Below are 24,025 nucleotides of genomic sequence, written 5' to 3'. Positions count from 1 at the left end.
AAGGTGAAACCCATGACCGCGCCACCCATAAGGCCACTCCGCAGCAAGCTCAGGACCTGGGGCTGGATGTATCGATGACGACCACCATCGCGCCGGCCGCAGACCCCGCCGCCCCCACCGGACCAACCGAGATAACCCGAATCGCAGGCGTCGGGACCGCAGTGTCCGACACCTCCTACACCCAGTCCGAACTGCTCGACATCCTCGACATCACGGACCCCAGGATCCGATCGGTCTTCCTGAACAGCGCGATCGACCGGCGCTTCCTCACCCTCCCGCAGGAACGCCCCGATGGAACGCGCACACCGGAACCACAAGGCGACCTCCTGGACAAACACAAGAAAACAGCCGTCGACATGGGGTGCCGTGCACTCGAAGCCTGCCTGAAGTCGGCGGGAGCGACGCTCTCGGACCTCCGTCACCTGTGCTGCGTCACCTCAACCGGCTACCTCACCCCCGGCCTGAGCGCACTGATCATCCACGAACTCGGTATAGACCCGCACTGCAGCCGCTCAGACATCGTGGGCATGGGATGCAACGCAGGCCTCAACGCGCTCAACATGGTCGCAGGCTGGTCCGCGGCACACCCGGGCGAACTCGGCGTCGTCCTGTGCAGCGAGGCATGTTCCGCCGCGTACGCCCTGGACGGCACGATGCGGACCGCAGTGGTCAACAGCCTGTTCGGCGACGGATCCGCCGCCCTCGCCGTCGTCGCCGGCGACGAGCAGACACCAGGCCCCCGCGTGCTGAAGTCCGCGAGCTACATCATCACCGACGCGATCGACGCAATGCGCTACGAATGGGACCGCGACCAGGACCGGTTCAGCTTCTTCCTCGACCCGCAGATCCCCTACGTAGTCGGTGCACACGCCGAGATCGTCGTCAACAGGCTCCTGTCCGGTACCGGGCTGCGCCGCAGCGACATCAGCCACTGGCTGGTGCACTCCGGCGGCAAAAAGGTGATCGACGCCGTCGTCGTCAATCTCGGCCTCAGCCGGCACGACGTCCGGCACACCACCGGTGTGCTCCGCGACTACGGGAATCTCTCCAGCGGCTCCTTCCTCTTCTCCTACGAGCGACTCGCCGAAGAGGACATCGCCCGGCCCGGCGACTACGGAGTACTGATGACCATGGGGCCCGGCTCCTCGATCGAAACGGCGCTGATCCAGTGGTGACGCGCGGGGAAACGGATGGCGAACTGATGCTGCGCCTGGACGGCACCCGGCCACTGTCGGCCACATCGGTCGAAGAGATGGACGACCTGTGCGACCACGCCGAGGACCACCGCGAACCCGGCCCGGTCACCCTCCACGTCACGGGTGTCCCACCAGCCGACTGGTGCACGGAACTGACCCTCGGCCTGCTCTCCAAATGGGAACGAGCGGTACGCCGGTTCGAACGGCTCAGCCGGCTCACCGTCGCGGTGGCGTCGGGCGACTGCGCCGGAACAGCCCTCGACGTCCTCCTCGCCGCCGACGTCCGCATCGTCGCCCCCGGCACCCGCTTACTGCTCCCCAGGACAGGAGGTGCCACCTGGCCGGGGATGACCGTGCACCGACTCACCCAACAGGCCGGCGCGGCAGCCATCCGACAGGCCGTACTGCTCGGGACCCCGATCACAACGGACCGCGCACTCGCACTCAACCTGATCGACGAGGTGACCGACGACCCGGCAACGACACTGGCCCACCTGGCCGAGGCGGCCGGCGCCGTGGACGGCACCGAGCTGGCGATCCGCCGCCAACTGATCTTCGAAGCCGCCTCGACGGCCTTCGAGGACGCGCTCGGCAGACACCTCGCCGCCTGCGACCGCGCCCTGCGCCGCACGGGCCCGTCCGCATGACGCTCGCGAGCACCCTCCCCAGCCCTCTCGCCGCCGCCGCAAACACGCTGCGGGGGGCGGCCGAGCACGTCGACGACCTCCTCGCCACCCTGCCCCGGCCGACACGACGGCCCCCCGGCCAACGAGCCGAGGCCGCCGCCGCCCAGGACGACGTACGCCGCATGCGCGAACGGTTCCTGGCCCACCACGTCGAAGAGGTGTACGCCCAGCTCACCGGCGGCCACAGCCTGCGCATCGAAACCCTGGTCACACAAGCCGCCGAAGTCTTCCCCGGCCTGGTCCCGACGGCGGCGCAACTCGCGGACGAGCGGTCGCGGACCCAGGCAGACAAAGAAGGCCGAGAGATCGACCAGGGCATCTTCCTACGCGCCGTGCTCGGCTCGCCCGTCACCGGCCCCCACTTGATCGACGCGATGCTGCGGCCAACCGCGCGGGCGCTCGCACTGCTCCCCGACTTCCGGCGAACCGGCCTCCTGCAGACCGAGGCCGTTCGCCTGGAGCGACGCGACGGCGTAGCCCACCTGACGATGTGCCGCGGCGACCGCCTCAACGCCGAGGACGAGCAACAGGTCGAGGACATGGAGACCGCGGTCGACCTGACCCTGCTGGACGAAGACGTCAAGGTCGCGTTCGTCCGCGGCGGCGAGATGACCCACCCCCGCTACCGCGGCAAACGCGTATTCAGCGCCGGAATCAACCTCAAGTACCTGTCATCGGGCAACATCCCGCTCGTCGGATTCCTGCTCCGCCGAGAACTCGGCTACATCAACAAGATCGTTCGCGGGCTCCGCCTGGACGACGGCGACTGGCGCCCACCGTACGCGGCCAAGCCGTGGGCAGCCGCCGTCGACGCCTTCGCGATCGGCGGCGGCACCCAGCTCCTGCTCGTCTTCGACCATGTGCTGGCCGCGTCCGACGCCTTCCTCAGCCTGCCCGCCGCCAAGGAGGGCATCATCCCGGGCGCCGCGAACCTCCGCCTCACCCGGTCCCTCGGCCCGCGCACCGCCCGGCAGGTGATCCTCGGCGGCCGACGGCTGTGGGCGAGCGAGCCGGACGCCCGCCTCCTCATCGACGAGGTCGCCGAACCCGCCGACCTCGACGACGCGATCGAACGGGCCCTGCAACGGCTAAGCGGAGAAGCGGTCCTCGCCAACCGCCGGATGCTGAATCTGTCCGACGAGCCGCCCGAGGAGTTTCGCCGCTACATGGCGGAGTTCGCGCTCCAGCAGGCCCTGCGGCTGTACGGCGCCGACGTCATCGACAAGGTGGGCCGCTTCACCGCGCAGCGGACATGAACCGCATCCGGTACACGCACCCGCCCCCGGCCACGCGGGCAGCAGCCGCGCAGCCCGACCCCTCAGCGACGCCGGCCCGCGGCCCCCCACCCAAGGAGACCCACCCCCATGCAGGACCACGTGTCCTCGGCCATGAGCGACAGCAACCTTGAACTCACGCTCGACGTACTTCCCGCGCTGACGGTCATCCTGCTGACAGCGGCCGTGGTCGGCAGACTCGCGACCCTGCTCGGACAACCGCGCGTCCTCGGCGAGATCGTGGCCGGCATCCTGCTGGGCCCCACACTGTTCGGCTGGCTGGCACCCGGCCTCCAGGCAGATGTCTTCCCGGCGCATACACGACCGGTACTGCACGTCCTGAGCACCATCGGACTGACCCTCTACATGTTCCTCGTCGGAGCCGGCCTCGACCCCGCCCGCCACGAGTCCGACCGCAAGCACCACCCGGCGGTCCTAGCCCTCTCCGGGTTCCTGCCCTCCCTCGTCCTCGGCGGTCTCGTCGGCCTGCTGATGTGGGACGACCTCTCGCCCGAAGACGTCGGCCGATGGGAATTCTCCCTCTTCGTCGGCGGAGCCCTGTCCCTCACAGCACTCCCCATGCTGGCCCGCATGCTGTACGAGCGGGGACTGCAGAACTCCCGCCTGGGGCGGCTGTCCCTCATCGCCGCCTCCATCGACGACGCGGCAGCCTGGTGCTTCCTGGCCGCGCTGACCGCCGTCCACACCGGTTCCGGAGCCGCCAACGCCCTACCCATGATCGGCTACAGCCTCCTGTTCACCGCCGTGATGCTGCTCGGAGTGAAACGGCTGTTGCGGCCCCTGGCACGACACGTCGGCCCACAGGGAACATTGAGCCCCGGCGTGATGCACGTCGTCGTCATCGTCCCGATCGTCTGCGGATACCTCACCGACCTGATCGGCATCTACTCCGTCTTCGGCGGATTCGTCGCCGGCCTGGCCATGCCCCGCGACCCGCGGTTCCGCCAAGCGCTGCACAACCGGATGATGGACACCGTCTCCACACTGCTGCTGCCCATCTTCTTCTGCCTGTCCGGCCTCACCACCGACCTGCGGGGCATCTCGGCCGACACCCTGCTCTTCGGCGTCGCCGTACTCCTGACCGGATTCGCGGGCAAGTACTTCGGCAGCACCCTGGCCATGAGGACACTCCGCTTCAGCTGGCGCGAAGCCTTCGCCGTAGGCGGACTGATGAACGCCCGCGGCATGATGATCCTCATCTTCATCAACATCGGCCTGGCGCAAGGCCTGATCACCAAGCCGGTGTTCTCCGTCCTCGTCGTGGTCGCCGTCGTCACCAGCGCCGCGGCCCTGCCGCTGTACCGCCGGGCGCTCCCGAAACGCCTGGAGACGCAACTCGACAACAAGGCGCCCACCCCGGCACCGGCACCCCGCTCCCTGGCGGGCGTCGGCAGACCCGACGGCGCCGCAACATATCGTCGGCGTATCGAGAATCCAATACACCCGGACAACACCCCGCTACATTGACTGGCACCATGTCCTACACCCCCTCCAGCCAGCCCATGCGAACCGCGGCCGGAAGACTTGTCGTCAGGCCGATCAGCGCCGCTGAGCATCTGCTGTTCGTGCGGGCCCAGCGGTCGGTCAGCTTCCTGCAGACCCCGGCGTGGGGCCACGTCAAGACCGAATGGCGCAACGAGTCCCTCGGCTGGTTCGACGGACCACGCCTGGTCGGTGCCGGACTCGTCCTGCACCGCCCGGTGCCGCGACTCGACCGTTTCACGCTGGCGTACCTGCCCGAGGGCCCGGTCATCGACTGGACCGGCGAGATCGACGCATGGCTCGATCCGCTGGCGGCATACCTCAAGGAGCACGGGGCGTTCGCCATCCGGCTCGGCCCGCCGGTGGTCACGGACACCTGGAGCGCCGCCCAGGTCAAGGAGGGCATCGCCGGCCCGGACATCCGGCGCCTGACCGACCTGCCGGCCCAGTGGAGCGACCCGGTCGGCGCCCACCTGAGCAGCAGGCTGAAGAACGCAGGCTGGCTGCCGCAGAACCCGCTGGACGGGTTCGGGGTCGGACATCCGCAGTTCAAGTACGAGGTCCCACTGGCGGGCAGGACCCAGGACGAACTGCTCAAAGGCATGAACCAGCAGTGGCGCCGCAACATCAAGAAGGCGGCCAAGGAAGGCGTCGAGGTCACGGTCGGCAACCAAGACCCCGAAGACCTGAAGGCATTTCACGACCTCTACGTCCACACCGCCGAACGCGACCACTTCACACCCCGGCCGCTCGGCTACTTCGACACCATGTTCGCGGCACTGAGCGCCGAGGACCCCGAGCGAATCAAGCTCTACCTGGCCCGCCACCAGGGCGACCTGGTCGCCGCCACCATCCTGGTCCGCGTAGGCACCCACGCGGTATACGCCTACGGTGCCTCCGCCACCGCGAAACGCGAGGTGCGCGGCTCCAACGCCTGCCAGTGGGCGATGATCCGCGACGCGCTCGCAGCCGGCTGCGATGTCTACGACCTCCGCGGGATCACCCCCACCCTTGACGCCGACGACTCGCACGTCGGCCTCATCCAGTTCAAAGTCGGCACCGGCGGCCAAGCGGTGCGATACGTCGGTGAATGGGACCTGCCGCTGCGGCCGGTGGTCTACCGGGTCTTCGACCTCTACATGAAACGGCGCGGACGCTGAACCGCACAGCCCAGTACGAGTCGTTGCGCGGCATCGCCGCGCGGGCGAGGCCGCGCAAATCCATCCGCGCGTCTTTGTGGACGCCCTGGTATCCGCAATACGCTTCCACCCTTCACGGCACCACACAGCGCAACCACCAAACGTGACTCATGCGTCCGCAGGACGCACGGCGTGGCGCCCCACTGAGTGGCTCCACGGTCGTGTCCTCCATAGCCTGCGAGGTGAACCCGCGTGGATTTTGATCGGCAACGACACAGGTGGTCGGAAAGCTTTCTCGCCGCCGTCCGGCAGGGAGAACTCGACGGCGGAGCGGCCCAGTCCGAGCGTGAAAGAGTGCGGACGCTCGTGCGGGACCACGTCGACGCGGGCGCCGGGTTTCTGGTCATGACGGGCCTCGAGGCCACCGAACAGGACCTCTGCGAGCAGGTGCTGCTGTGGGCCTCCGAGACGCTGGGCACCGTGATGGACCAGGACAGAGCGGGCACGCGGATCCGATCCGTGCGCAACCGCGGCACCGCGGTCGGCGAGGGCAGATCGGCTCGCTACGCGGACTCGCGGCACGGAGGCCACCTCCACACCGACGGCGCGGAGCGGCCCTTCCCGCTGCCGGACTACTTCACCCTCCTGTGCGTGCGGCCGGCGCAGGCCGGCGGCATGCTGAGGCTCGTTCCGGTGGACCGCCTCCGGACTCTCCTTGCCGACCGCCCCGACACGCTTGCGGTGCTGGAACAGGACTTCCACTTCGACCGGCGGGGTGACCAGGCGCCGGGGGAGCCGGCCACGGTACGCAAACCCGTACTCTTCAAGACCGCCGACGACCGGCACGCCGTGACCTATCTGCGGCAGTACATCGAGATCGGACACGGTCAGCCCGGGACCGACCCGCTGACGCCCGCACAGCGCGGTGCGCTGGACGCGTTCGACGCGGTCCTCGAGGATCCGGCCAGCGCCGTCGAGGGCCGCATGGCCGCCGGCGAGCTCGCGGTCTTCAACAACCTGCGGATACTGCACGGCAGGACCACGTTCGACGACCACCCCGACCCCGGCCGAGCACGGCTGCTCTACCGGACGTGGATTCGGCGCACGCCATCAGCCCACCCCACCGCCGGGCAGTGATCGCATGCGAGTTCTGGTCGCGCCCAACGCGTTCCGTGGCGGGCCGGGCGCACGGTGGGTGGGTGACGGGCTGGCGAGGGGCCTGGTGCGGACCGGATCGGTGGACAGCGTGGTGACGATCCCGCTGTCGGACGGCGGTGACGGCGCACTGGACATCGCTGCCGAACTGCTGGGCGGTACCCGCATGTGGACGACGGCCCAGGATCCCCTCGGCGCGCCGGTGCCGGCGGACTACCTCCTGACGGACGACAAAACCGCGTTCGTCGAGACAGCCCGAGCGAGCGGACTGCGGCTGGTCGCCGACCGCCCCCGGCAACCCCTCCTGGCGAACACCAAGGGGACCGGACAGCTGATCGCGCATGCAGTCGGCCAGGGAGCGACTCGCGTAGTCGTCACGGCGGGCGGAACCGCCTCGGTCGACTTCGGTACAGGCGCCCTTGCCGCACTGGGAGTTCGCTTTCTCGACTCCGCCGGCCGGTCGCTCACGCCTGTGCCACGCGACCTCGTGCACGTGCGACGCGTCGACACCGCTCCCGCCGTGGAACTGCTTGGCGACGTGCGTGTCGAAGTGCTGAGCGACGTGTCCACTGCGCTGCGGCACAACGTCGAGCGGTTCGGCGCCCAGAAGGGGATCACCCCGCCGGACGCGGTGGTCCTGCACGACATGCTGGCCGCGCTGCCCGCCGCGTTCGGCCGACAGGACGACCTGTTGCTGGCCGAGCCGTTCCTCGGCGCAGGCGGCGGCCTGGCCGCCGGTCTGCACGCCGCGTTCGACGCGCCGGCCAGCCACGGAGGCGCGTTCTTCGCCTCGCTGGCCGGGCTCGCCCATCAGATCGAGCGCGCCGACCTGGTGCTCACGGCCGAGGGACGGTTCGACCGCGGGTCGTGGGACGGCAAGGTCCCGGGACTGGTCGCCACCATGGCCAGGCAGCAGAGCAAGCCTGTCGTGATCATCGCCGGCGAGCTGGCGGTGCCCGCAGACGAACTGCCCCCGGGCGTCCACTGCGTGGAGCTGGGGCTCGAACCGCCGACACCGGCCAACGCGGAGTCCGCCGAGCGCCGCCCCGCGTTCGAGCGCGCGGCGATGGAGGCCCTCACCCAGGCAGCGATGACCCATGCGAGTTGACCACCGATCACTGCACGACTTCACATGCCGGTGCCTGCTGGCCGTCGGTGTGCCCAGCAAGGACGCGGCGCTGGTCGCCGACGTACTGACGGCGGCGGACCTGCGCGGCGTCGACAGCCATGGCGTGGCCAGACTGCGCAGGTACGTCGACGGAGTGCGGGACGGCAAGATCCTGCCCGATGCCAGGACCACCGTCCTGGCCGAGACCGCGGCGACCGTGGCCCTCGACGCCGGCCACGGCCTGGGCCAGCCGGCCTCGTGCCAGGCGGTCGACATGGCCATCGCGAAAAGCGTCAAGACAGGCATCGGCATGGCCACCGTACGCCGGTCGAACCACTTCGGCATCGCCGGCTACTACGCCCTGCGCGCCGCCCGGCAGGGCCTGTTCGCCATCGTCGGCACCAACGCCTCACCCCAGGTGGCGCCGACCCACGGCGCCACTCCCATGTTCGGGACGAATCCCCTCGCGGTCGCCTTCCCGACCGACGCCGACCAGCCCTTCGTGTTCGACGCCGCGACCAGCGTCGTCCCGCGAGGGAAGCTGGAACGCCTGCATCGAGAAGGGCGGGAGATGCGATCCGGGTGGGCAGTCGACCCGAACGGCGAGTCGACCACGGACATCCCGAAGGTCGTGGAGGGACTGAAAGCCCGCGAGGGCTACGCCCTTCTTCCGCTGGGGGGCCCGGGGGAGTCGCACGGTGGGCACAAGGGATACGGCCTCGCCACCGTGGTGGAGCTGTTCTGCGGACCACTTGCGGGAGCTCACTGGGGACGCCACGTGTACGGAGCCGAAGGAGCCGGCCTCGGTCACTTCTTCCTCTGCGGTCAAGTGGCCGCACTGACCACGCTCGCAGACTTCCAGGCCGAGGCCAACAGGATGTTCGGCGAACTGCGGGCCTCGCCCAAGGCGCGCGGGCACGACCGCATCCTGGTCGCCGGCGAACGCGAGCACGAAATCGAGCGGCACCGGCTGGCGGCCGGCATTCCGCTGACGCCCGCTGTCGTGACGGATCTGGTGCGCGTAGCGGAGCAGTGTGGCGTGGCACCGCTTGGCACGCCTGTCGACGACATCGGAGTGGGGGATTGATGAACAGCACTACGAAGCTTCGCGAACTGATCACGAGCCGGCAGATCGCCAGGTTCGCGGGAGCTCATGATCCGCTGAGCGCAAGCCTGGTGGAGATCAGCGGTTTCGACGGAGTGTGGGCCTCCAGCTTCACGATCTCGGCGGCCAACGGCCTGCCCGACATGAGCCTGCTGTCGATGGCCGACTTCCTGGAGGCTGCCGGGCGGATGGCGGCAGTCTGCTCGGTACCGATCCTCGCCGACTGCGACACCGGTTTCGGTGGCGCCCCCAACGTCGCGTATCTCGTCCAGCGCTACGAAGCGGCCGGCGTCGCGGGGGTCTGCATCGAGGACAAGCTCTTCCCCAAGACCAACAGCTTCGTCGACCGACGGCAGGAACTCCTCCCCGTCGACGAGTTCGCCCGGAAGATCGAAGCGGGCAAGAACGCGCAACGCGACCCGGACTTCGTGCTCGTCGCACGCACCGAGGCGCTGATCGCCGGACACGACGTGCAGGAGGCGCTGCACCGCGCCGATGCCTACGTCGATGCCGGCGCCGACATGATCCTGGTGCACTCGAAGAAGGACTCCCCCCGCGAGGTGATCGAATTCCTCGATGCCTGGCAGGCGAGAGCACCGGTGGTCGTGGTGCCCACCACCTACCACGACTGGCACGTCACGGACGCGCAGAGCTCCGGAGTGTCCTTGGTCATCTACGCCAACCACGCCCTGCGGGCCGCGATCAGGTCGATGTACCGGGTGCTGACCAGCATCGAGTCGACCGGCACGTCCACCGCAGTCGAGGACCTGATCTCCCCGGTCTCCGAGGTGTTCGAGCTGACCCACCTCGACAAATGGCTGCACTTGGAGAACCGGTGATCGGCGCGGCGGAGTTCGCCGCAGCGCTGCTGGCACAGGACTACCGGTTCTTCTCCGGCGTTCCCTGTTCCCGCCTGGCGGGCCCGGTCTCGGTCCTGTCCGGCCACGAAGGCCGTTACGTCCCGGCGGCCAACGAGGGTGCCGCCCTGGCTGCCGCCGCCGGCGCCCGGATGGCCGGCACCCGCTCGGCCGTCCTGATCCAGAACTCCGGTCTCGGCAACCTCGTCAACCCGCTGACCTCCCTGGTACTTGCCTACGAGATCCCCGTGCTCATCGTGGTGAGTCTCCGCGGCTGGCCGGAGGGCACCGACGAACCGCAGCACAGCGTCATGGGACGCACGACCGAGTCCACGGCCCGTCTCTACGGCGTACCGAGCACGCTCCTCGAGCCGTCGACCGCCTCGCTGAAGGCAGCGCTGGCGCGCGCGCGGGAGGCCGAGACAGCCGGCAAGCCGTACTTCCTGCTCGTGCCGAAGGGGACGGTCGAAGCGGCCGAGCCGGCCCCGAACACCCCCGGCCCGCACGAGACGCCGATGCCGAGCCGTGCCGAGGTGATCCGGACGGTCTCGGCACGGGTTACGGACGCCGCGGTCTACAGCACGACCGGCTACACCTCGCGCGCGCTGTTCGCCGCCGCCGATCGGCCGGGCAACTTCTACATGCAAGGTTCGATGGGACACGCGCTGGCCCTGGGTCTCGGGACAGCACTGCGCCGGCCCGATCGACGCGTCGTCGTCCTCGACGGCGACGGAGCGGCGCTGATGCATCTGGGCACCATGTCGACCGTGGGCCATCTCGCTCCGGCGAACTTGCTGCATGTGGTGCTGGACAACGGGACCTACGGTTCCACCGGAAGCCAGCCGACCACCTCCGCCACGGTCGACTGGCCTAAGCTGGCCCGCGCCGCCGGCTACCGCGCCGCCTGGACGTGCCCCGACGGCTCCGAGCTGTCAACCGCGCTGGACAAGGCCCTGACGGAACCGGGCCCGTGCCTGGTCGCCGTGCGCATCCGGGCGGCGGAGACCGACGTGCCGCCGCGGCCAAGTGCGCACCTGCCCCTCCCCGGGATCCGGGCCAGGTTCGAACAAGAGCTGGCCGCCACGCGCGCAGGCGGCCGGAGTGAGTGAACCGGACGAGCAACGCCGCATTGAGGTGCTGGCGGGCACCGGAATTGCCGCGAAGCTGCCGGCAGTGCTCCGAAGGATGAGAGCCCAGCGGGTTCTCGTAGTCGCGACGCCAAACGCGGTGCATAGGACCGGCGCGGCAGGATGGCTGGTGGGACACGACCACGACTACTTCCACGACATCGTGTCGAATCCCCAGGCCGCGGACGTCGTCCGAGGCGCGGGCGCCGTGGCGCGGTACCGGCCCGACGTCGTGCTCGGCATCGGTGGCGGTTCCACTTTGGACACCGCGAAGGCGGTCCGGCTGCTGCCGCCCACCGGCGCGGAAGCCGAACGAATCCTTTGCGGCGTGGATCCCGTGCCGGCAACGAAACCACCGAGGCTCGTGGTGATACCCACAACCGCCGGCCCGGGCAGCGAGGTCACGACCTTCGCCACGATCTACCTCGGCAGGCGAAAACAATCACTGGACCATCCGGCCGTGCGGGCGGATGTGGCACTTATCGATCCCCTGCTCACGCGGACGTGTCCGCCGACGCTGACCGCGCACTGCGCACTCGATGCCACCGCGCACGCCATCGAGTCGTGGTGGTCACCACGTGCCCGCCCGTCGTCGCGGGCGCTCGCACGAGGGGCACTGTCGCACTTGACTCCCATCCTGCGAACGGGCTTTCGTGACACCACCACGCGACAGCGGGAGCTGCTCAGCAGCGCCGCGGTCATGGCCGGCCACGCGATCGATCTGACCCGCACCACAGCGGCACACGCCTTCGCGTACCCCACGACCGCGCAGTTCGGAGTGGCGCACGGACTCGCATGCGCATTACATCTGGTCTGGCTGCTGCCTTTCACGCTCGCTGAACTCGACCGTGAGCCGTCAGGGTCCCGCATGGCCAAGGAGGAGACCGACCAGCTGCTGACGCTTCTCGGCGCCCGGACAGCTGCCGAATCCGGAGCCGCCCTCGCGCGGCTGCTGTCCCTGGCCGACTGCCCGACCCGGCTCGGCGAGGTCGGGGTGCGCGCCTCCGACCTCGAGCCGATGTTCGAAGAAGCGCTGAGCAACAACCGCGCGCAGAACCATCCGGTCGCGCTCCGCAAAGCCCCGGTTCTCAAGTTGCTGCGGTCCCGGCTGTGAGCACTCGAGGGGAGACATCTGGTGCCCACCGTGAACCTCCGAATATCCGGACCGACACCCTTGCCACCGAAGGTCCGCACGGCCCTGTCCACCGACATGATCAGCCACCGATCGGCGGGCTTCCGCCACCTCGTCTCGGAAGTCCTCGACGCTCTGGCCCCCGTTTTCGGAGGCCCCGCGACCATTCTGCCCTTCACCTGCTCAGGCACCGGCGGACTCGAGGCGGCCGTCGTCAACACCGTGCAACCCGGGCAGCGAGTCGTCGTCATGTCGACCGGGTACTTCGGACACCGCATGGCCGAGATCGCCCGGATGGCAGGCCTCGCTGTCGAGCTGATCGAGGTGCCATGGGGCCAGGCAGCCGACCCCCGCGATCTCAAGCTCGCACTCCGGCGGGTCCGTGCCGTGGCCGCAGTCCTGATCACCCACAACGAGACGTCCACCGGCGTACTGAACCCGATGCCCGAGCTGGGGCGCGTGGTACGGGAGTGCAGTGACGCACTGCTGATCGTCGACGTCGTCAGCAGCCTCGGGGCGACACCGGTGCTCATGCGGGACTGGGGGGTCGACGTCGCGGTCGGCGTGAGCCAAAAAGCCCTGATGGCGCCGCCTGGACTGGCGCTGATCGGGGTGAACACGCGAGCCCTCGACGCGGCTGCGGCGAACCCGGCTCGGCGGTACTACTTCGACTTCAGCGCGATGGCCCGGGCCGTCCAGGAGAACACGACCACCTATACACCCGCCATCCCCGTCTTCCACGCGCTCCGGGCATCCTTGCGGATGATCTCGGACGAAGGCTGGGACCGGGTTCTCGCCAGGCACCAGCAGCTTGCCGGGCAATGCCGCAGCGGACTCGCCCGCCTGGGGCTGCCGCTCGCGGCCGATCAGTCGCACGCCTCTCCGTCCGTGACGTCCTTCTTCGCGCCGGCCGGGGTGCGGGCGAGCGACCTCCGGGAGCGGATGGCGACGGAACACCGGGTGCACATTGCGTCCGGGCGAGGGACATGGAAGGACAGTGCGCTGCGCATCGGCCACATGGGATACGTCGGCGACAAGGACGTCACGCAGGTGCTGGCCGCGCTCGGCGCCGTGCTCGGCGAAGGGGGACTGCGGCGTGGGAAGTGAAGTCGAAGACGCGAAGGCCGCCGTGGACGGCGCCTACTGCCACACCGTGCAACGGCGCCTGTCCGGCCTCCTCTCACCGCTGCTCGCGCGCCGGTTCGGACCGAACACGGTCACGACGTTCGACCTACTCACAGGCATCGCGGCCGCTGCCTGCATTCTGACCGGCCAACTGCTGGCCGGCGCCTTGCTGGTGCAGGTCTTCGGCGTGCTCTCCTGCTGCGACGGAGAGGTCGCCCGGATCAGGGGAAAGCAGTCGGCGATCGGCGACTTCTACGACACGATGACCGACCGGATCGTCGAAACGCTCTTGATCATCGCCTTTGCCGTCAGGCTGTCCTCGTCGGTCGGCCAGGAGGCACTCCGGGCCGGCCTCCTGGCCCTGGCCGGTGCCCTGCTGCTCGCGGTGAGCTCCGAAAAGTTCCACTCCGCCTTCGGCACGCGCTATCCGAAGAAGCATGCGGAGAAGCCCTTCATCTGGATCAGCGCCGGCAGCGACGCCCGGCTGCTGGTGCTGACGATCGCCCTTGTCCTGTGGGCGGGTTGGGGCCCGGAACCCGCACTGGCGGTGCTCTGGGCCGAGACGGCCGCAATCGGCCTGAATCTGCTGGTCCGCGGCTACCGGGTCACATCGATGGCGAGGGGAGACCAGCTGTGAACGGTGCGTTGAGTGCACTTGCGCCACATTCATCGAAGCGGATCTCGGAGTACGCTCAGCGTCATCCGGAAACGATCGACCTGACCGTCGGCCTTCCCTCGTTCGGCCCGCCGCGGTCCTTCGGTGAGCGATTGGCCGTACTGTCGGGCAGTCCCGGCGAAAGCGCTCGGCCCGAAGACCACTACGCGCACTCCCGGGGCACCATCGAGCTTCGTACGGCGATTGCCCAGGTCTACCGGTCGGAACAGGGGATCGACCTCGATCCGGACACACAGCTTCTGGTCACCAACGGTGCGGCGGGCGCGCTCTGGACCGCGGTCCTGACGGTGACCGACCCCGGTGACGAAGTCCTCCTCGCCGATCCGGCCTACATGATCTACCCCCCGATGATCGAGCTGCTCGGCCGGCGGGTCGTCCGCGTCCCGACCAGCGCGGCCGACGGTTTCACCTTGCACGTGCCGGACCTCCGAAAACACCTCACAAAACGCTCACGGATCGTCTTGGTGAACTCGCCCGGCAACCCGACCGGACGCGTGACCGGCGGGAGCGAACTGGCGGATCTGTGCACCTTCGCGGCCGACCACGGCCTGTACGTGATCCATGACGAGGTGCTCGACCGGTTCGCCTACGGAATCGAGCACCGCTCGGTCGCCGCACTGGACCACCACGGCCACGGCATCACGGTCAACAGTCTCTCCAAACGATTCGGCATGTCGGGATGGCGGATCGGATGGATGACCGGCAGCCCGGCGGTCATCACCGAGGCGGCCAAGGCGCACACGTTCTTCATGCTCGCGGTCAGCCATGCGGTCCAGCTGGCGGCCGCGGCAGCGCTGCGCGACCCGGAAGCGGACGGTGAACTGACCGTTCACGCCGCAAAGACACGGCGCCACGGCGAGCGGTTCCTGGCCGATGTCGCCCAGCTCCCCGGCCTGGCAAGAACGGAGTTTCCCGACGGCGGGTTCTACGCCTTCGTCGACGTAGGCGAATTCGCTCGGCTCCGCGGCATCCACGTGGAGGATTCGACCGGCTCCGCAGTGGCCGAGTACCTGCTGCACGAGTGTGGTGTGGCGGTAGTGCCCGGCTCGGCGTTCGGCCGGGCGGGCGAACGTTTTATCCGAATGTCGTTCGCGGGTGACCCGGGGCAACTCGACCGCGCACTGGAGAGGCTGACAGGGTGAAAGTGATAATTCCGGCGGCCGGGATCGGTTCGCGGCTACGGCCATACACCGAGGAGGCGCCGAAGGCTCTGGTGCCGATCGCCGGCACACCGTTGATCTGGCACACCATGCGGCGGCTCGCCAAAGCAAAGGTCTCCGAAGCCGTCGTCGTCTGCGGCTACCGGTCCGAGACGCTCCGGACATCGCTGCGTGCCTGCCCCGAAGCGCCGCCGTTGCGGTTAGTGGAGAACCCCGACTTCGCCACGACCAACAGCATCGTATCCCTCGCGCTGACCAGGCCGTTCTGGGACGAGCCGTTCTGCGTGATCGACGGGGACGTGCTGGTCGGCCGCGACCTCCTGCAGCGGATGGTCGATTCCCCGCGAGATGTCCTGGCCGTCGACACGAGCAAGGCATACGCGGACATCGACATGAAGGTCCGGATCCAGGACGGCAGGGCCGTCGACTTCGGAAAGGACCTCGAACCATCGCCGCGCCAGGGCGAGTTCTTCGGCGTAAGCCGATGGAGCGGAGCCAACGCGGCCCGGTTCTCGTCGGCCATCGACGAGATGCTCGCAGCGGGCCGGATCGGCGACTGGTACGAATTCGCGATGCGAAAGCTGGCGATCACCCATGGGCTGGACGTGCTGCACGCGACCTCCGACGAGTGGGCCGAAGTCGACTCCGCCCAAGACATCCCCGTGGCCGCCGCCCTCGTCGAACGCGACGACGTGAACTTCCCTTGACAAGCCGGCACGTGACCAAGCAGGGGGTGCGCTTCATCTCATGCGTGGAACATGGCTGCACGGGAAAGCTGCGCCGTTGGCCTCGTTCGGAAAGTCCAACTACCTGCTTCTGGGCCAGCTTTTCACCTCCATCGGCACCGGAGCGATCCTGGCCACAGCAGCCATTTTCCTCGTTCGCTCCGTACGTCTCCCGGAAGCCGATGTCGGCATCGGCATGGCCGCGGTCGGGGCAATCAGCTTCGCCGCGTTGTTCGCGATCGGCCCGGCAGTGGACCATTTCGGCCCACGCAAGGTAATTGTCGTTTCAACCGCCCTGGCGGCCACGGCAACGACCTGCTTCGTCTGGATCGGCTCCCTTTGCACGTTCATACTTTTCGAGAGCGTTTCGAACTCCGCACTGCTCGGCATGTCGGTCGGACAGCGTGCACTGGTCGGGCGCGTCATGGGACCCGACGACCGGATCCGGTACCAGGCCTACGCCCGCTCGCTTTCGAATGTCGGGTACGCGATCGGCACCTTGGCCGTCGTGCCGCTGCTGCAGGCCGACACCCGCGCGGCCTACACGGCCATCTTTCTGTGTACGGCGCTCGCCATCGCCGCGACCATCCCGTGCACCGTCAAAGGCCCCTGTCCGCAAACGGCTCCCGAACGGAAGTCCCCCCGAACAGCGATCGCCGATGTGCGCTACGTGGTGATGGCCATTCTGTGCGGCCTTCTCACCGCGCGCGCCCGGATACTCACCGTGGCGGTCCCGCTGTGGATCGTCGCGCACACGCACGCGCCGCCGGGCCTCACCGGGTTTCTCTTGTTCCTGAACACCACCGTGGTAGTCCTGCTCCAGGTGCGCTTGTCCCGAAGCGCTGCCGATCTGGCCGGCGCATCGAAGGTGACGCTGTTCGGCGGAGCTGCCTTCGCCGGTGCCTTCACCCTCATCGCCTTCGCCAGTACGACCGCGACCGGTGCCGCGATCGCGATGCTGGTGACCGGCATCGCGCTGTTCACACTGGGCGAGATGTGGACCGCGGCGGCAGCATGGACCTACAGCTACGAGTTGGCGGACCCGGCGATGCACGGCCGGTACCAGTCGGTCTTCGCCCTGGGCCGAACCGTCGGCAACATCGCCGGCTCGATTCTGGCCAGCATCATCGCCACCCTTGGCATCGCCGGCTGGGGCGTAGCGGCAGCCGTCCTCGTGTCCTGTTGTGCGCTGACAGCAGCGGCGGCCCCAGCACACCGGACCACGGGCCTGCGCAGCCGAGTCGACTGATAAAGAACCGAAAAAGGGGTGTGACAAAACGTGCCGGACTTCGTGTTCCCTGTCGCGGGAATGAGCTGGGCAGACTTCCGGGAGCGGCCGGAACTTCGGGGGGCTGACGCCGGTGAGCCGGGCCGAGGCGGCTGGCACCACCGGAGGAGCGAAAACCACGTGCACAAGGGCATCGATCTCAAGGCCCCGATCGGCACCCCCTTGCTGGCCGTGGAAGGGGGAACCGCGGAGTTCATCCTGGCCGTGGAAGGCCGAAGCGGGGGTCATCGCGTGCGGTTGACCGGGATAAGCGGCGCCCTCTACCACTACCTTCACCTGGGTACCGACCCCGCATGCCCGGCAGACGCGTTCCCGGCAGAATTCATCGGCACGAGCGAACGGCCGGTTGCCGTCACCGCGGGCACGGTCATCGGTTACCTCGGCCACACCGGCGGCGCTGTCGCCGACGGCACGTCGATTCCGCCAAGGGCAGCACACCTGCACTTTCAGTACCACCCTGACGGCGACCACATAAACGCCAATCCAGCACGACTGTTCGATCTCATCGAAACCGGCCTCGACATCGATGGATACGTTCCATGAGACTGGCCTTCTCGGAAACCACCCCTGACTACGAAAACCATCTCGCGCCGTACCAGGTGCTGGGCTTTCCGGAAGACGGCGAGACGGCCGCCACCGCGTTCGGCTACGGCATGTTGCCGAGCAACCGCGAGCTGACCAGGTTCTACCTGGCCCGCAGCGTGCGCATCGACCTCGCCAGGTACACGGAAAGCAGACGCGAACGCTACGTCAGGAGACAGTGCGACACGCTCCGCCGCGCATTTCTCCCGCGTGCGCAGCTCGCCGGGCCGGATGACTGGGCAGACATGTGTGTGCGCTACATGAACGAAAGTTCGTGGTGGCTCACGCGGCGAGGCCGTCCATTTCGCACCGCAGACCTGACGGCCCGCCTGAACTCACCCATGACGACACATCTGCTGACGCTGACGGATACCACCGACAATTCGCCAGCAGCGCTGGGCACCCTGTACGTCGAACCACCCATCGCCTACTACGCTCTGGCCTTCTACGACACGCGGTACCGGAAAACGAGCGTCGGCTCGCACCTGATGAGCAGTGTGATCAGCGAGCTACAACACCACGGCCTTTCCCACGTGTATTTGGGCACGTGCTACTACGAAGGCGCCCGATACAAAACAAGGTTCACCGGCATGGAATTCTTCGACGGTCTCGGTTGGTCGGACGACCGAAAGAAACTTCAGCTCTTTCTGAGCCGGCAGAACGATCTGAGCGGCCAGCACCTCTTCGACCATCCGTCCTACCTCGAGACCGGCCCGCCGCCACGGCCCGAGGACACCACCCTGCGCCTGGCCGACGCTCCGCAGCCACAGCACATCGACTCCGTGGAGGAATAATGATCCCGCTCGATCTCAACACCGTTGCGGGCGTGGTGGGCGGCCGCCTCCACCGGGCGGACGGCACGCAGCAAGTTCGCGGCACCGTCGAGTTCGACAGCAGGAAAGTGGGACCCGGATCGCTCTTCGTGGCACTGCCGGGACAACGCTCCGACGGCCTTCAGTTCGCCGAGCAGGCGCTCGCCCGAGGAGCCGTCGCGGTGCTCACGGCACACGAGGTGACAGCACCCGCAGTCCTCGTACCGTCGCTGGGCAGCCGCAACCCCACCGATGTGCTCGCGCTGGCGGGCGACCACGACGGATCCGGCGCGGCAGTGCTGGCCGCACTGGCGAAGCTCGCAAACCATGTGCTGCGTCAAGTCCCCAACTGCGCAGTTGTCGGGGTGACCGGGTCGGTCGGGAAGACCTCCACCAAGAACCTCATCGGACACCTACTGGCCCAGCTCGGACCGACCATCACATCACCGCGATCGTTCAACAACGAGTTGGGACAACCGTGGACGATCCTCCGGATCGACAAAGACACCCAGCACCTCGTCCTCGAACTGGGCACCAGAGGCATCGGTCACATGGCGAAGCTCTGCGCAACGGCACCGCCCCGCGTCGGCGTCGTACTCAACGTCGGCGACGCCCATCTCAACAGGTTCGGCTCCCAGGACGCCATCGCCGCCGCCAAGGGCGAACTCGTGGAAGCACTGCCGCACGCATCAGCCGGCGGGGTCGCCGTTCTCAACGCCGACGACCCGCGCGTCGCCGCCATGGCGCACCGGACCTCGGCCCGAGTCGTGCTGACCGGACGCACCGCCCAAGCACACGTGCGCGCCACCGCAATCGAACTCGACAGTCAAGCGAGACCGCGGTTCACCATGCGGCTCAACCTCCCCGACATCAGTGATTCCGCACGAGTCGCCCTGCCGACCCACGGTGAGCACCAGATCGACAACGCGCTGGCCGCCGCGGCAGTCGCCCTGGAGTTCGGTGCCACATGCGACGAGGTCATCGCGGGTCTGCAAAACGACCGCTCGACACCCCCGCACCGAATGGCGGTCCACCGGACGCCCGAGGGAGTCACCCTGATCGACGACGCGCGCAACGTGAGCTCGGGATCGGTGCGGGCTGCCCTGCGCACCCTGGCCGCGATGGCCACGACCGGCGATGCACGAAAGTGGGCGCTGCTCGGGACGGCACACGACCCCAACTTCTCCAAAGACGCCAGGCACGACAGCTGGGGACGGCTCGCCGCGCAGTCCGCCGACAGAATCGTGGTAATCGGCGAGGACGCCCGCCAGATCCATGAAGCCGCGGCGAGAAGCGCAAGCAAGGACACCCGTACTGAACTGGTGCCGGACGTCGAAGCCGCAACGGCGCTCCTGCGCGACGAACTGCGCGCCGGGGACGTCGTGCTTCTCAAAGGCTCCCGAAAAGCCGCACTCTGGCGGATAGCCGACGCGCTCCTTCCCGCCGAGACCCCCAGCACGGGATGGGACAGCGACTTCGATGTCGAAGCGCCCAGCGGCAGTCAGGGGCCACGGTGACGGGGCCGGCGAGAACAGCCCGGACGGTCACCACGCCGCAACCTCAACCGCAGTAGGCTGACGAGGTGACAGTCACCGTACGCCGAGCCACTCTCTCGGATGCCGACCAGATCGCCGGCCTCCTGGGCCAACTCGGGTACCCCAGTACGACACCCGACGTCGAAAAGCGCTTCACCCTATGGCTCGACGATCCGTTCAGCGCTGTCCTGGTGGCTGAGCACAACGAACGCGTCATCGGCTGCCTTTCCCTGCACGCCGTCCCGTACCTCGAGAAAACCGGGCACTGGGCCCGCATCGAGAGCCTCGTCGTCGACGAGGCGGCCCGCCGCACAGGAGCGGGCAGCCGGCTGATCCTCGCCGCCGAAAAACTGGCGCGACAGTGGGACTGCTCCGCCCTCGAAGTGACGACCCTGCGCTCCCGGCTCGATGCCAACGCCTTCTACCAGCACCACGGATACGACGACCGCTGCACGCTTTCCGCCCGCTATTGGAAGGAACTCCCGGGCTGAGCCGCCGACCGCCGCGCAGGGGCAGCCGGCCCGGGGGCCCAGGCTCCGGACAGGGCTTCCTCGCGGCCCAACCAGTGGAGGGTCTCGGCGACGGTCACGACTCCGCGAGACGAATCGCTTGCGCGGGGCACATCGTGGCCGACTCGCCCACGACGTCATGCAGCTCATGAGGCGGAGTTTCATCAAGGAGCACGACGCTGCCGTCCTCCTCACGCTGGTCGAAGACGTCGGGGGCGAGCATCACGCACTGACCCGAAGCAACACAGCTGGGAACGTCGACTTCAACACGCATCATTGTTCTCCCTCCTTCTCTGTAAGGGGCTGACTCCCCGAAAATGATTCATCGGTTCAGTCCCGCGCACAGGTCGCGCAACTCCCGTGACAGCAGTCCGATCACCTCACGACTGCGGTCGACGACAAAGAAGTGCTCACCCGGAAACACCTGCACGTCGGTCTGCCCAGTAGTGTGTTCCGCCCAAGCGCGTGCCTCGTCGATCGACACCTGCGGATCGCTTTCGCCGTGCAGCACGGTCACCGGACAGTCGAGTACCTGACCCGGGTCGTGCCGGTACCCCGCGACGGCGTGGTAGTCGCTGCGGATCGCCGGAAGGATCATCGCCAGCATCTCCGGATCGTCCAAAATCGCCTGGCTGGTGCCGCTCAGCGCCTGGATCGAAGCCACGACCTCGTCATCGGACGCCCGATGAGTCCGTCCGTCTCGATAGCAGGACGGGGCCTGCCGACCGGAGACAAAGAGCCGAGCCGGCGACGGAAGACCGCTCCGCTGCAGACGAAGCGCTACCTCATACGCGAGCACAGCACCCATGCTGTGCCCGAACAAGGCCAGCGGCCTGTCATCGATCCTGAGCCGTAGCGCGCCGAAGATCTCATCCGCCAATTCTGAAAGATTGTCGATCGGCGGCACATCGAGCCGATTCTGACGACCGGGGTACTGGATCGCCAATACCTCCACCGCGGGTGCGAGAGCCACGGAAACAGGAAAGAAGAAGCTTGCCGACCCTCCGGCGTGCGGCAGGCATACGAGCCGCACTGGACTGTCCGGCGCCAGATGAAACCTGCTGATCCAGTCCTCCGAACTCGAACCAGTCTCAAGCATGCCAATAGACCCCTCCAACGGACACACCCCAATACGAAATCGGATCCGCCCAGCGTTGCACAGAAAGCCCCACGGGTCGACGGGGTGCCAGGCGGTGCGCTCCACGCCCAGAACGCCCCCGCATCGAATAGCACACGCACTCCGCAAGTCAACTGGCCGGACCTGCGGGAGAACCGGCCAGAAACCGCAGTTGGACGTGGCCGCTAGGGCTGCGACCCAAGTTAAATTGTCCCTGCGCTCACACGCCGAAAGGCGCCCCGGCGTGATCCTCTGTTTCGGTGTTCATGTCGGCCGCCTGCTCTGGTGGCCCCGCGGTGCAAGCGCGGCGGCGCGATCCTCGCTCCCGGCCAGCCGGACAGGACGATCCAGCCGGTAGACGTACGAGACGTCGCGGCCTTCGCACGCGACGCTCCGGCCCGCCGCCTGCGCATCCGCTGGGAACGATGCGACGACATCCACGAAGCATTTTTCGGACTGGCCATCTGCCTGATCACCCACCACCGCGTCCAACGCCTTTGTTGGGCCGCTAAAAACTCCTAACGGAATGCGCTCGGAACTCTGTACGCGGCATGTGTCCAGAACCTCGTGAACCGACGGAGCCACTCGATGAATTGACCGTGGCTGCGCTCGCGTTGGGGTGCCGGTCCGGGAGCTCGGGTTCAGCTTGCGGTCGAATCCTTGGTCAGCGCTCCATGAAGAGGTCGAGGAGCGGACGGGCTTGCTCTTTGGTGCCGTGCTGCACGGAAGATGCGATGCCACCCATGAGGCGTAGGACATGGGCGGGGCGACGTCCGTTCGCAGGCTTCCGTCTCGGGCGCCGACCGCGAGGAGGGTGGCGACAGCGTCGGTAAGGAGTGCGCGGCTGTCGGAGTATGGATCGATACCGGAGGCGATGACCGCATTGAGTGCTTCGGACGTGCCGCTCTTTGCCGTGGCGTGCTGGATGAAATGTTCCATGCACTCTCCACCACTTCGACGTCCGGAAGTCCGGCACGTCGTCTCACCCCAGCACTCCTTCCACGCGATCGCATCAGGCGTCGCCAGCAGATGAGCGCGCAACCGGAGTGAGAAACGCTCCGTGGATGTCGTCACGTATCTCCCAGCGGCTTCGAAAGCGGCGGAACCCATGTAAATGGGCGAACGCGCGTTCCACGACTTAGCGTTGGGTACCAAGTCCGGATCCGTGCTCGGTGCCACGGCGGGCGATCAGCGGCCTCACCCCGAGGACCAGACCAGGCGGCGGTATTTGTCGGGGTCGTAGCCGCGGTCGGCCGGCACTGCCGGGGCGACGTCGGGGCCGGCCGCGCTTGCCACGAACGGGCGGCACGGCTTGGAGAAGTAGGATTAGCTGGGTTTCATCGTTGCGACTGCCCTCAGTCAGGGTGGCGGCGAGCGGGATGCCGCGTCGGACGCTCCACCTTGGGCAGCAACGGCTCGATCACCGCCCACAGCTCGTCTTCGACTTCCCCCACAGCTTCGGCCGCGCCACCGCACACCCCCAGGTCGTCAGTCCCGGAGTGATCCAACCAGCTCGAAGATCATTTCGTTAGGAGTTCTAAGAGGCGCGTGCGAGGGTAGGTGGCGGGCTCCCCTCATCTGCTGTTTGGCCGTCAATTAACTTGGGCCATTGCCTTGTTGACGGTGTTTTCTCGCTGACTGATTCTTGGATACGCACCATGTGGCGCTCTGTGGTTGGTGTGGTGTTCTGCATTGCCATGGGTTGACGATTCCGGGTCGTTGTTGTTGTGTGTGTTGATTGCTGATCTACTTTCACAGCGAATTGGGAATTCGGGCCGTGTTTTTTCAGGGAGTTGGTTTGCGGGGGCGGAGTGAAGATAGTGATTGTAATTACCGATGTCGTGTCACCAGTTAATGACGCATTATCAGTTTCCTTTATTTTTGAGTAAGTTGCTGTTTACACTGATTGTCTGGAGGGCCGCGGAGCGGACTCTGGTTATCCGATACGAGCTGTGACGGATGCTCCTCCAGGCCGCGTGGATTCGGTGGACGCAGCCAGCCCAGGAATTCGCGAAGCGAATTTCTGTAGGCCGAATTGCGGAGCAATTCGAGCCGCGGACAACGGAGTTGGCCGTATCGGACGGCGGAGCCGTCCGGGCTACGCGGAGCGTAGCCCCGTGGCCGCCACGTAGTGGCGGCGCGGCGTGTCTGCGGGGGCTTGTTTTTTTAAACATTTGAAGGCGGCGGACAATTACTCTGGGGTGGTTTTGGTGG

The 24,025-nt window shown here is 67.5% G+C and carries 23 protein-coding genes and 1 pseudogene; 20 read left to right on the top strand and 4 right to left on the bottom strand.

Annotated elements, in window-relative coordinates; all coding sequences use genetic code 11:
- Positions 1-74: 74 nt before the first annotated feature.
- The 20 genes from dpgA (at position 75) to DMH12_RS09835 (ending at position 20,676) form a co-directional block, all read left to right on the top strand.
- Positions 75-1,175 carry a 3,5-dihydroxyphenylacetyl-CoA synthase DpgA gene (gene dpgA, locus DMH12_RS09930; protein ID WP_125491199.1) on the top strand — a complete coding sequence of 367 codons (1,101 nt, stop codon included), beginning with the start codon at positions 75-77 and terminating at the stop codon, positions 1,173-1,175.
- A gap of 26 nt (positions 1,176-1,201) precedes the next feature.
- Positions 1,202-1,843, top strand: coding sequence for an enoyl-CoA-hydratase DpgB (gene dpgB / locus DMH12_RS09925; RefSeq protein WP_221763117.1), 642 nt, complete (start codon positions 1,202-1,204; stop codon positions 1,841-1,843).
- Positions 1,840-3,138, top strand: coding sequence for a (3,5-dihydroxyphenyl)acetyl-CoA 1,2-dioxygenase DpgC (dpgC, locus tag DMH12_RS09920; protein ID WP_125491197.1), 1,299 nt, complete (start codon positions 1,840-1,842; stop codon positions 3,136-3,138). The genes dpgB and dpgC overlap by 4 nt, the downstream gene beginning before the upstream one ends.
- A 108-nt stretch (positions 3,139-3,246) precedes the next feature.
- A complete protein-coding gene (locus DMH12_RS09915; protein ID WP_125491196.1) occupies positions 3,247-4,644 on the top strand; it encodes a cation:proton antiporter in 1,398 nt (465 codons plus the stop codon).
- 8 nt (positions 4,645-4,652) lie between these two features.
- Entirely contained in the window at positions 4,653-5,819 is a 1,167-nt protein-coding gene (locus DMH12_RS09910; protein ID WP_125491195.1) for a peptidoglycan bridge formation glycyltransferase FemA/FemB family protein, read from the top strand.
- Positions 5,820-6,050: 231 nt separating this feature from the next.
- Complete coding sequence (locus DMH12_RS09905; RefSeq protein WP_125491194.1) at positions 6,051-6,935, top strand: TauD/TfdA family dioxygenase; 885 nt, start codon at positions 6,051-6,053, stop codon at positions 6,933-6,935.
- A gap of 4 nt (positions 6,936-6,939) precedes the next feature.
- Positions 6,940-8,061 carry a glycerate kinase gene (locus DMH12_RS09900; RefSeq protein WP_125491193.1) on the top strand — a complete coding sequence of 374 codons (1,122 nt, stop codon included), beginning with the start codon at positions 6,940-6,942 and terminating at the stop codon, positions 8,059-8,061.
- Positions 8,051-9,148: an Ldh family oxidoreductase gene (locus DMH12_RS09895; protein ID WP_125491192.1), complete on the top strand. Its 1,098-nt coding sequence runs from the start codon at positions 8,051-8,053 to the stop codon at positions 9,146-9,148. The genes DMH12_RS09900 and DMH12_RS09895 overlap by 11 nt, the downstream gene beginning before the upstream one ends.
- Positions 9,148-10,005: an isocitrate lyase/phosphoenolpyruvate mutase family protein gene (locus DMH12_RS09890; protein ID WP_125491191.1), complete on the top strand. Its 858-nt coding sequence runs from the start codon at positions 9,148-9,150 to the stop codon at positions 10,003-10,005. The genes DMH12_RS09895 and DMH12_RS09890 overlap by 1 nt, the downstream gene beginning before the upstream one ends.
- Positions 9,981-11,132 carry a phosphonopyruvate decarboxylase gene (aepY, locus tag DMH12_RS09885; RefSeq protein ID WP_125491190.1) on the top strand — a complete coding sequence of 384 codons (1,152 nt, stop codon included), beginning with the start codon at positions 9,981-9,983 and terminating at the stop codon, positions 11,130-11,132. The genes DMH12_RS09890 and aepY overlap by 25 nt, the downstream gene beginning before the upstream one ends.
- Positions 11,125-12,264 carry a phosphonoacetaldehyde reductase gene (locus DMH12_RS09880; RefSeq protein WP_185832229.1) on the top strand — a complete coding sequence of 380 codons (1,140 nt, stop codon included), beginning with the start codon at positions 11,125-11,127 and terminating at the stop codon, positions 12,262-12,264. Before aepY ends, DMH12_RS09880 begins: the two co-directional genes overlap by 8 nt.
- Positions 12,265-12,360: 96 nt before the next feature.
- A complete protein-coding gene (locus tag DMH12_RS09875) occupies positions 12,361-13,389 on the top strand; it encodes an alanine--glyoxylate aminotransferase family protein (RefSeq protein WP_260474159.1) in 1,029 nt (342 codons plus the stop codon).
- A complete protein-coding gene (locus tag DMH12_RS09870) occupies positions 13,379-14,044 on the top strand; it encodes a CDP-alcohol phosphatidyltransferase family protein (RefSeq protein WP_185832227.1) in 666 nt (221 codons plus the stop codon). The genes DMH12_RS09875 and DMH12_RS09870 overlap by 11 nt, the downstream gene beginning before the upstream one ends.
- A complete protein-coding gene (locus DMH12_RS09865; RefSeq protein WP_185832226.1) occupies positions 14,041-15,225 on the top strand; it encodes a pyridoxal phosphate-dependent aminotransferase in 1,185 nt (394 codons plus the stop codon). Before DMH12_RS09870 ends, DMH12_RS09865 begins: the two co-directional genes overlap by 4 nt.
- Entirely contained in the window at positions 15,222-15,950 is a 729-nt protein-coding gene (locus DMH12_RS09860) for a phosphocholine cytidylyltransferase family protein (protein ID WP_125491185.1), read from the top strand. Before DMH12_RS09865 ends, DMH12_RS09860 begins: the two co-directional genes overlap by 4 nt.
- A gap of 76 nt (positions 15,951-16,026) precedes the next feature.
- Positions 16,027-17,217 (top strand): MFS transporter, encoded by a 1,191-nt coding sequence (locus DMH12_RS09855; protein WP_185832224.1) that lies wholly within the window; start codon positions 16,027-16,029, stop codon positions 17,215-17,217.
- Between the two features lie 159 nt (positions 17,218-17,376).
- Positions 17,377-17,799, top strand: coding sequence for a M23 family metallopeptidase (locus DMH12_RS09850; protein ID WP_125491183.1), 423 nt, complete (start codon positions 17,377-17,379; stop codon positions 17,797-17,799).
- Entirely contained in the window at positions 17,796-18,632 is an 837-nt protein-coding gene (locus tag DMH12_RS09845; protein ID WP_125491182.1) for a GNAT family N-acetyltransferase, read from the top strand. Before DMH12_RS09850 ends, DMH12_RS09845 begins: the two co-directional genes overlap by 4 nt.
- Positions 18,632-20,167, top strand: coding sequence for a UDP-N-acetylmuramoyl-tripeptide--D-alanyl-D-alanine ligase (gene murF, locus DMH12_RS09840; RefSeq protein ID WP_125491181.1), 1,536 nt, complete (start codon positions 18,632-18,634; stop codon positions 20,165-20,167). Before DMH12_RS09845 ends, murF begins: the two co-directional genes overlap by 1 nt.
- Positions 20,168-20,232: 65 nt before the next feature.
- On the top strand, positions 20,233-20,676 hold the full coding sequence (locus tag DMH12_RS09835; RefSeq protein ID WP_125491180.1) for a GNAT family N-acetyltransferase: 444 nt from the start codon (positions 20,233-20,235) through the stop codon (positions 20,674-20,676).
- 94 nt (positions 20,677-20,770) lie between these two features.
- On the opposite strand, the gene DMH12_RS09830 is transcribed toward DMH12_RS09835, so the two are convergent.
- The 4 genes and pseudogenes from DMH12_RS09830 to DMH12_RS39715 all read right to left on the bottom strand — a co-directional run.
- Positions 20,771-20,968 (bottom strand): ferredoxin, encoded by a 198-nt coding sequence (locus DMH12_RS09830; protein ID WP_125491216.1) that lies wholly within the window; start codon positions 20,966-20,968, stop codon positions 20,771-20,773.
- Between the two features lie 48 nt (positions 20,969-21,016).
- Positions 21,017-21,793, bottom strand: a complete 777-nt coding sequence (locus tag DMH12_RS09825; protein WP_125491179.1) for a thioesterase II family protein — start codon at positions 21,791-21,793, stop codon at positions 21,017-21,019.
- Between the two features lie 282 nt (positions 21,794-22,075).
- On the bottom strand, positions 22,076-22,750 hold the full coding sequence (locus DMH12_RS40235) for a hypothetical protein (RefSeq protein ID WP_185832223.1): 675 nt from the start codon (positions 22,748-22,750) through the stop codon (positions 22,076-22,078).
- Positions 22,751-22,824: 74 nt separating this feature from the next.
- Positions 22,825-23,195 (bottom strand): annotated as a pseudogene (locus DMH12_RS39715) (transposase); the annotation flags it as partial.
- Positions 23,196-24,025: the final 830 nt, after the last annotated feature.

Origin of the sequence: Streptomyces sp. WAC 04229, assembly GCF_003947455.1 — a bacterium.
Classification (GTDB): Bacteria; Actinomycetota; Actinomycetes; order Streptomycetales; family Streptomycetaceae; genus Streptomyces.
The sequence above is the reverse complement of the archived record's forward strand: the minus strand, read 5'-3'. Positions and strand labels throughout refer to the sequence as shown.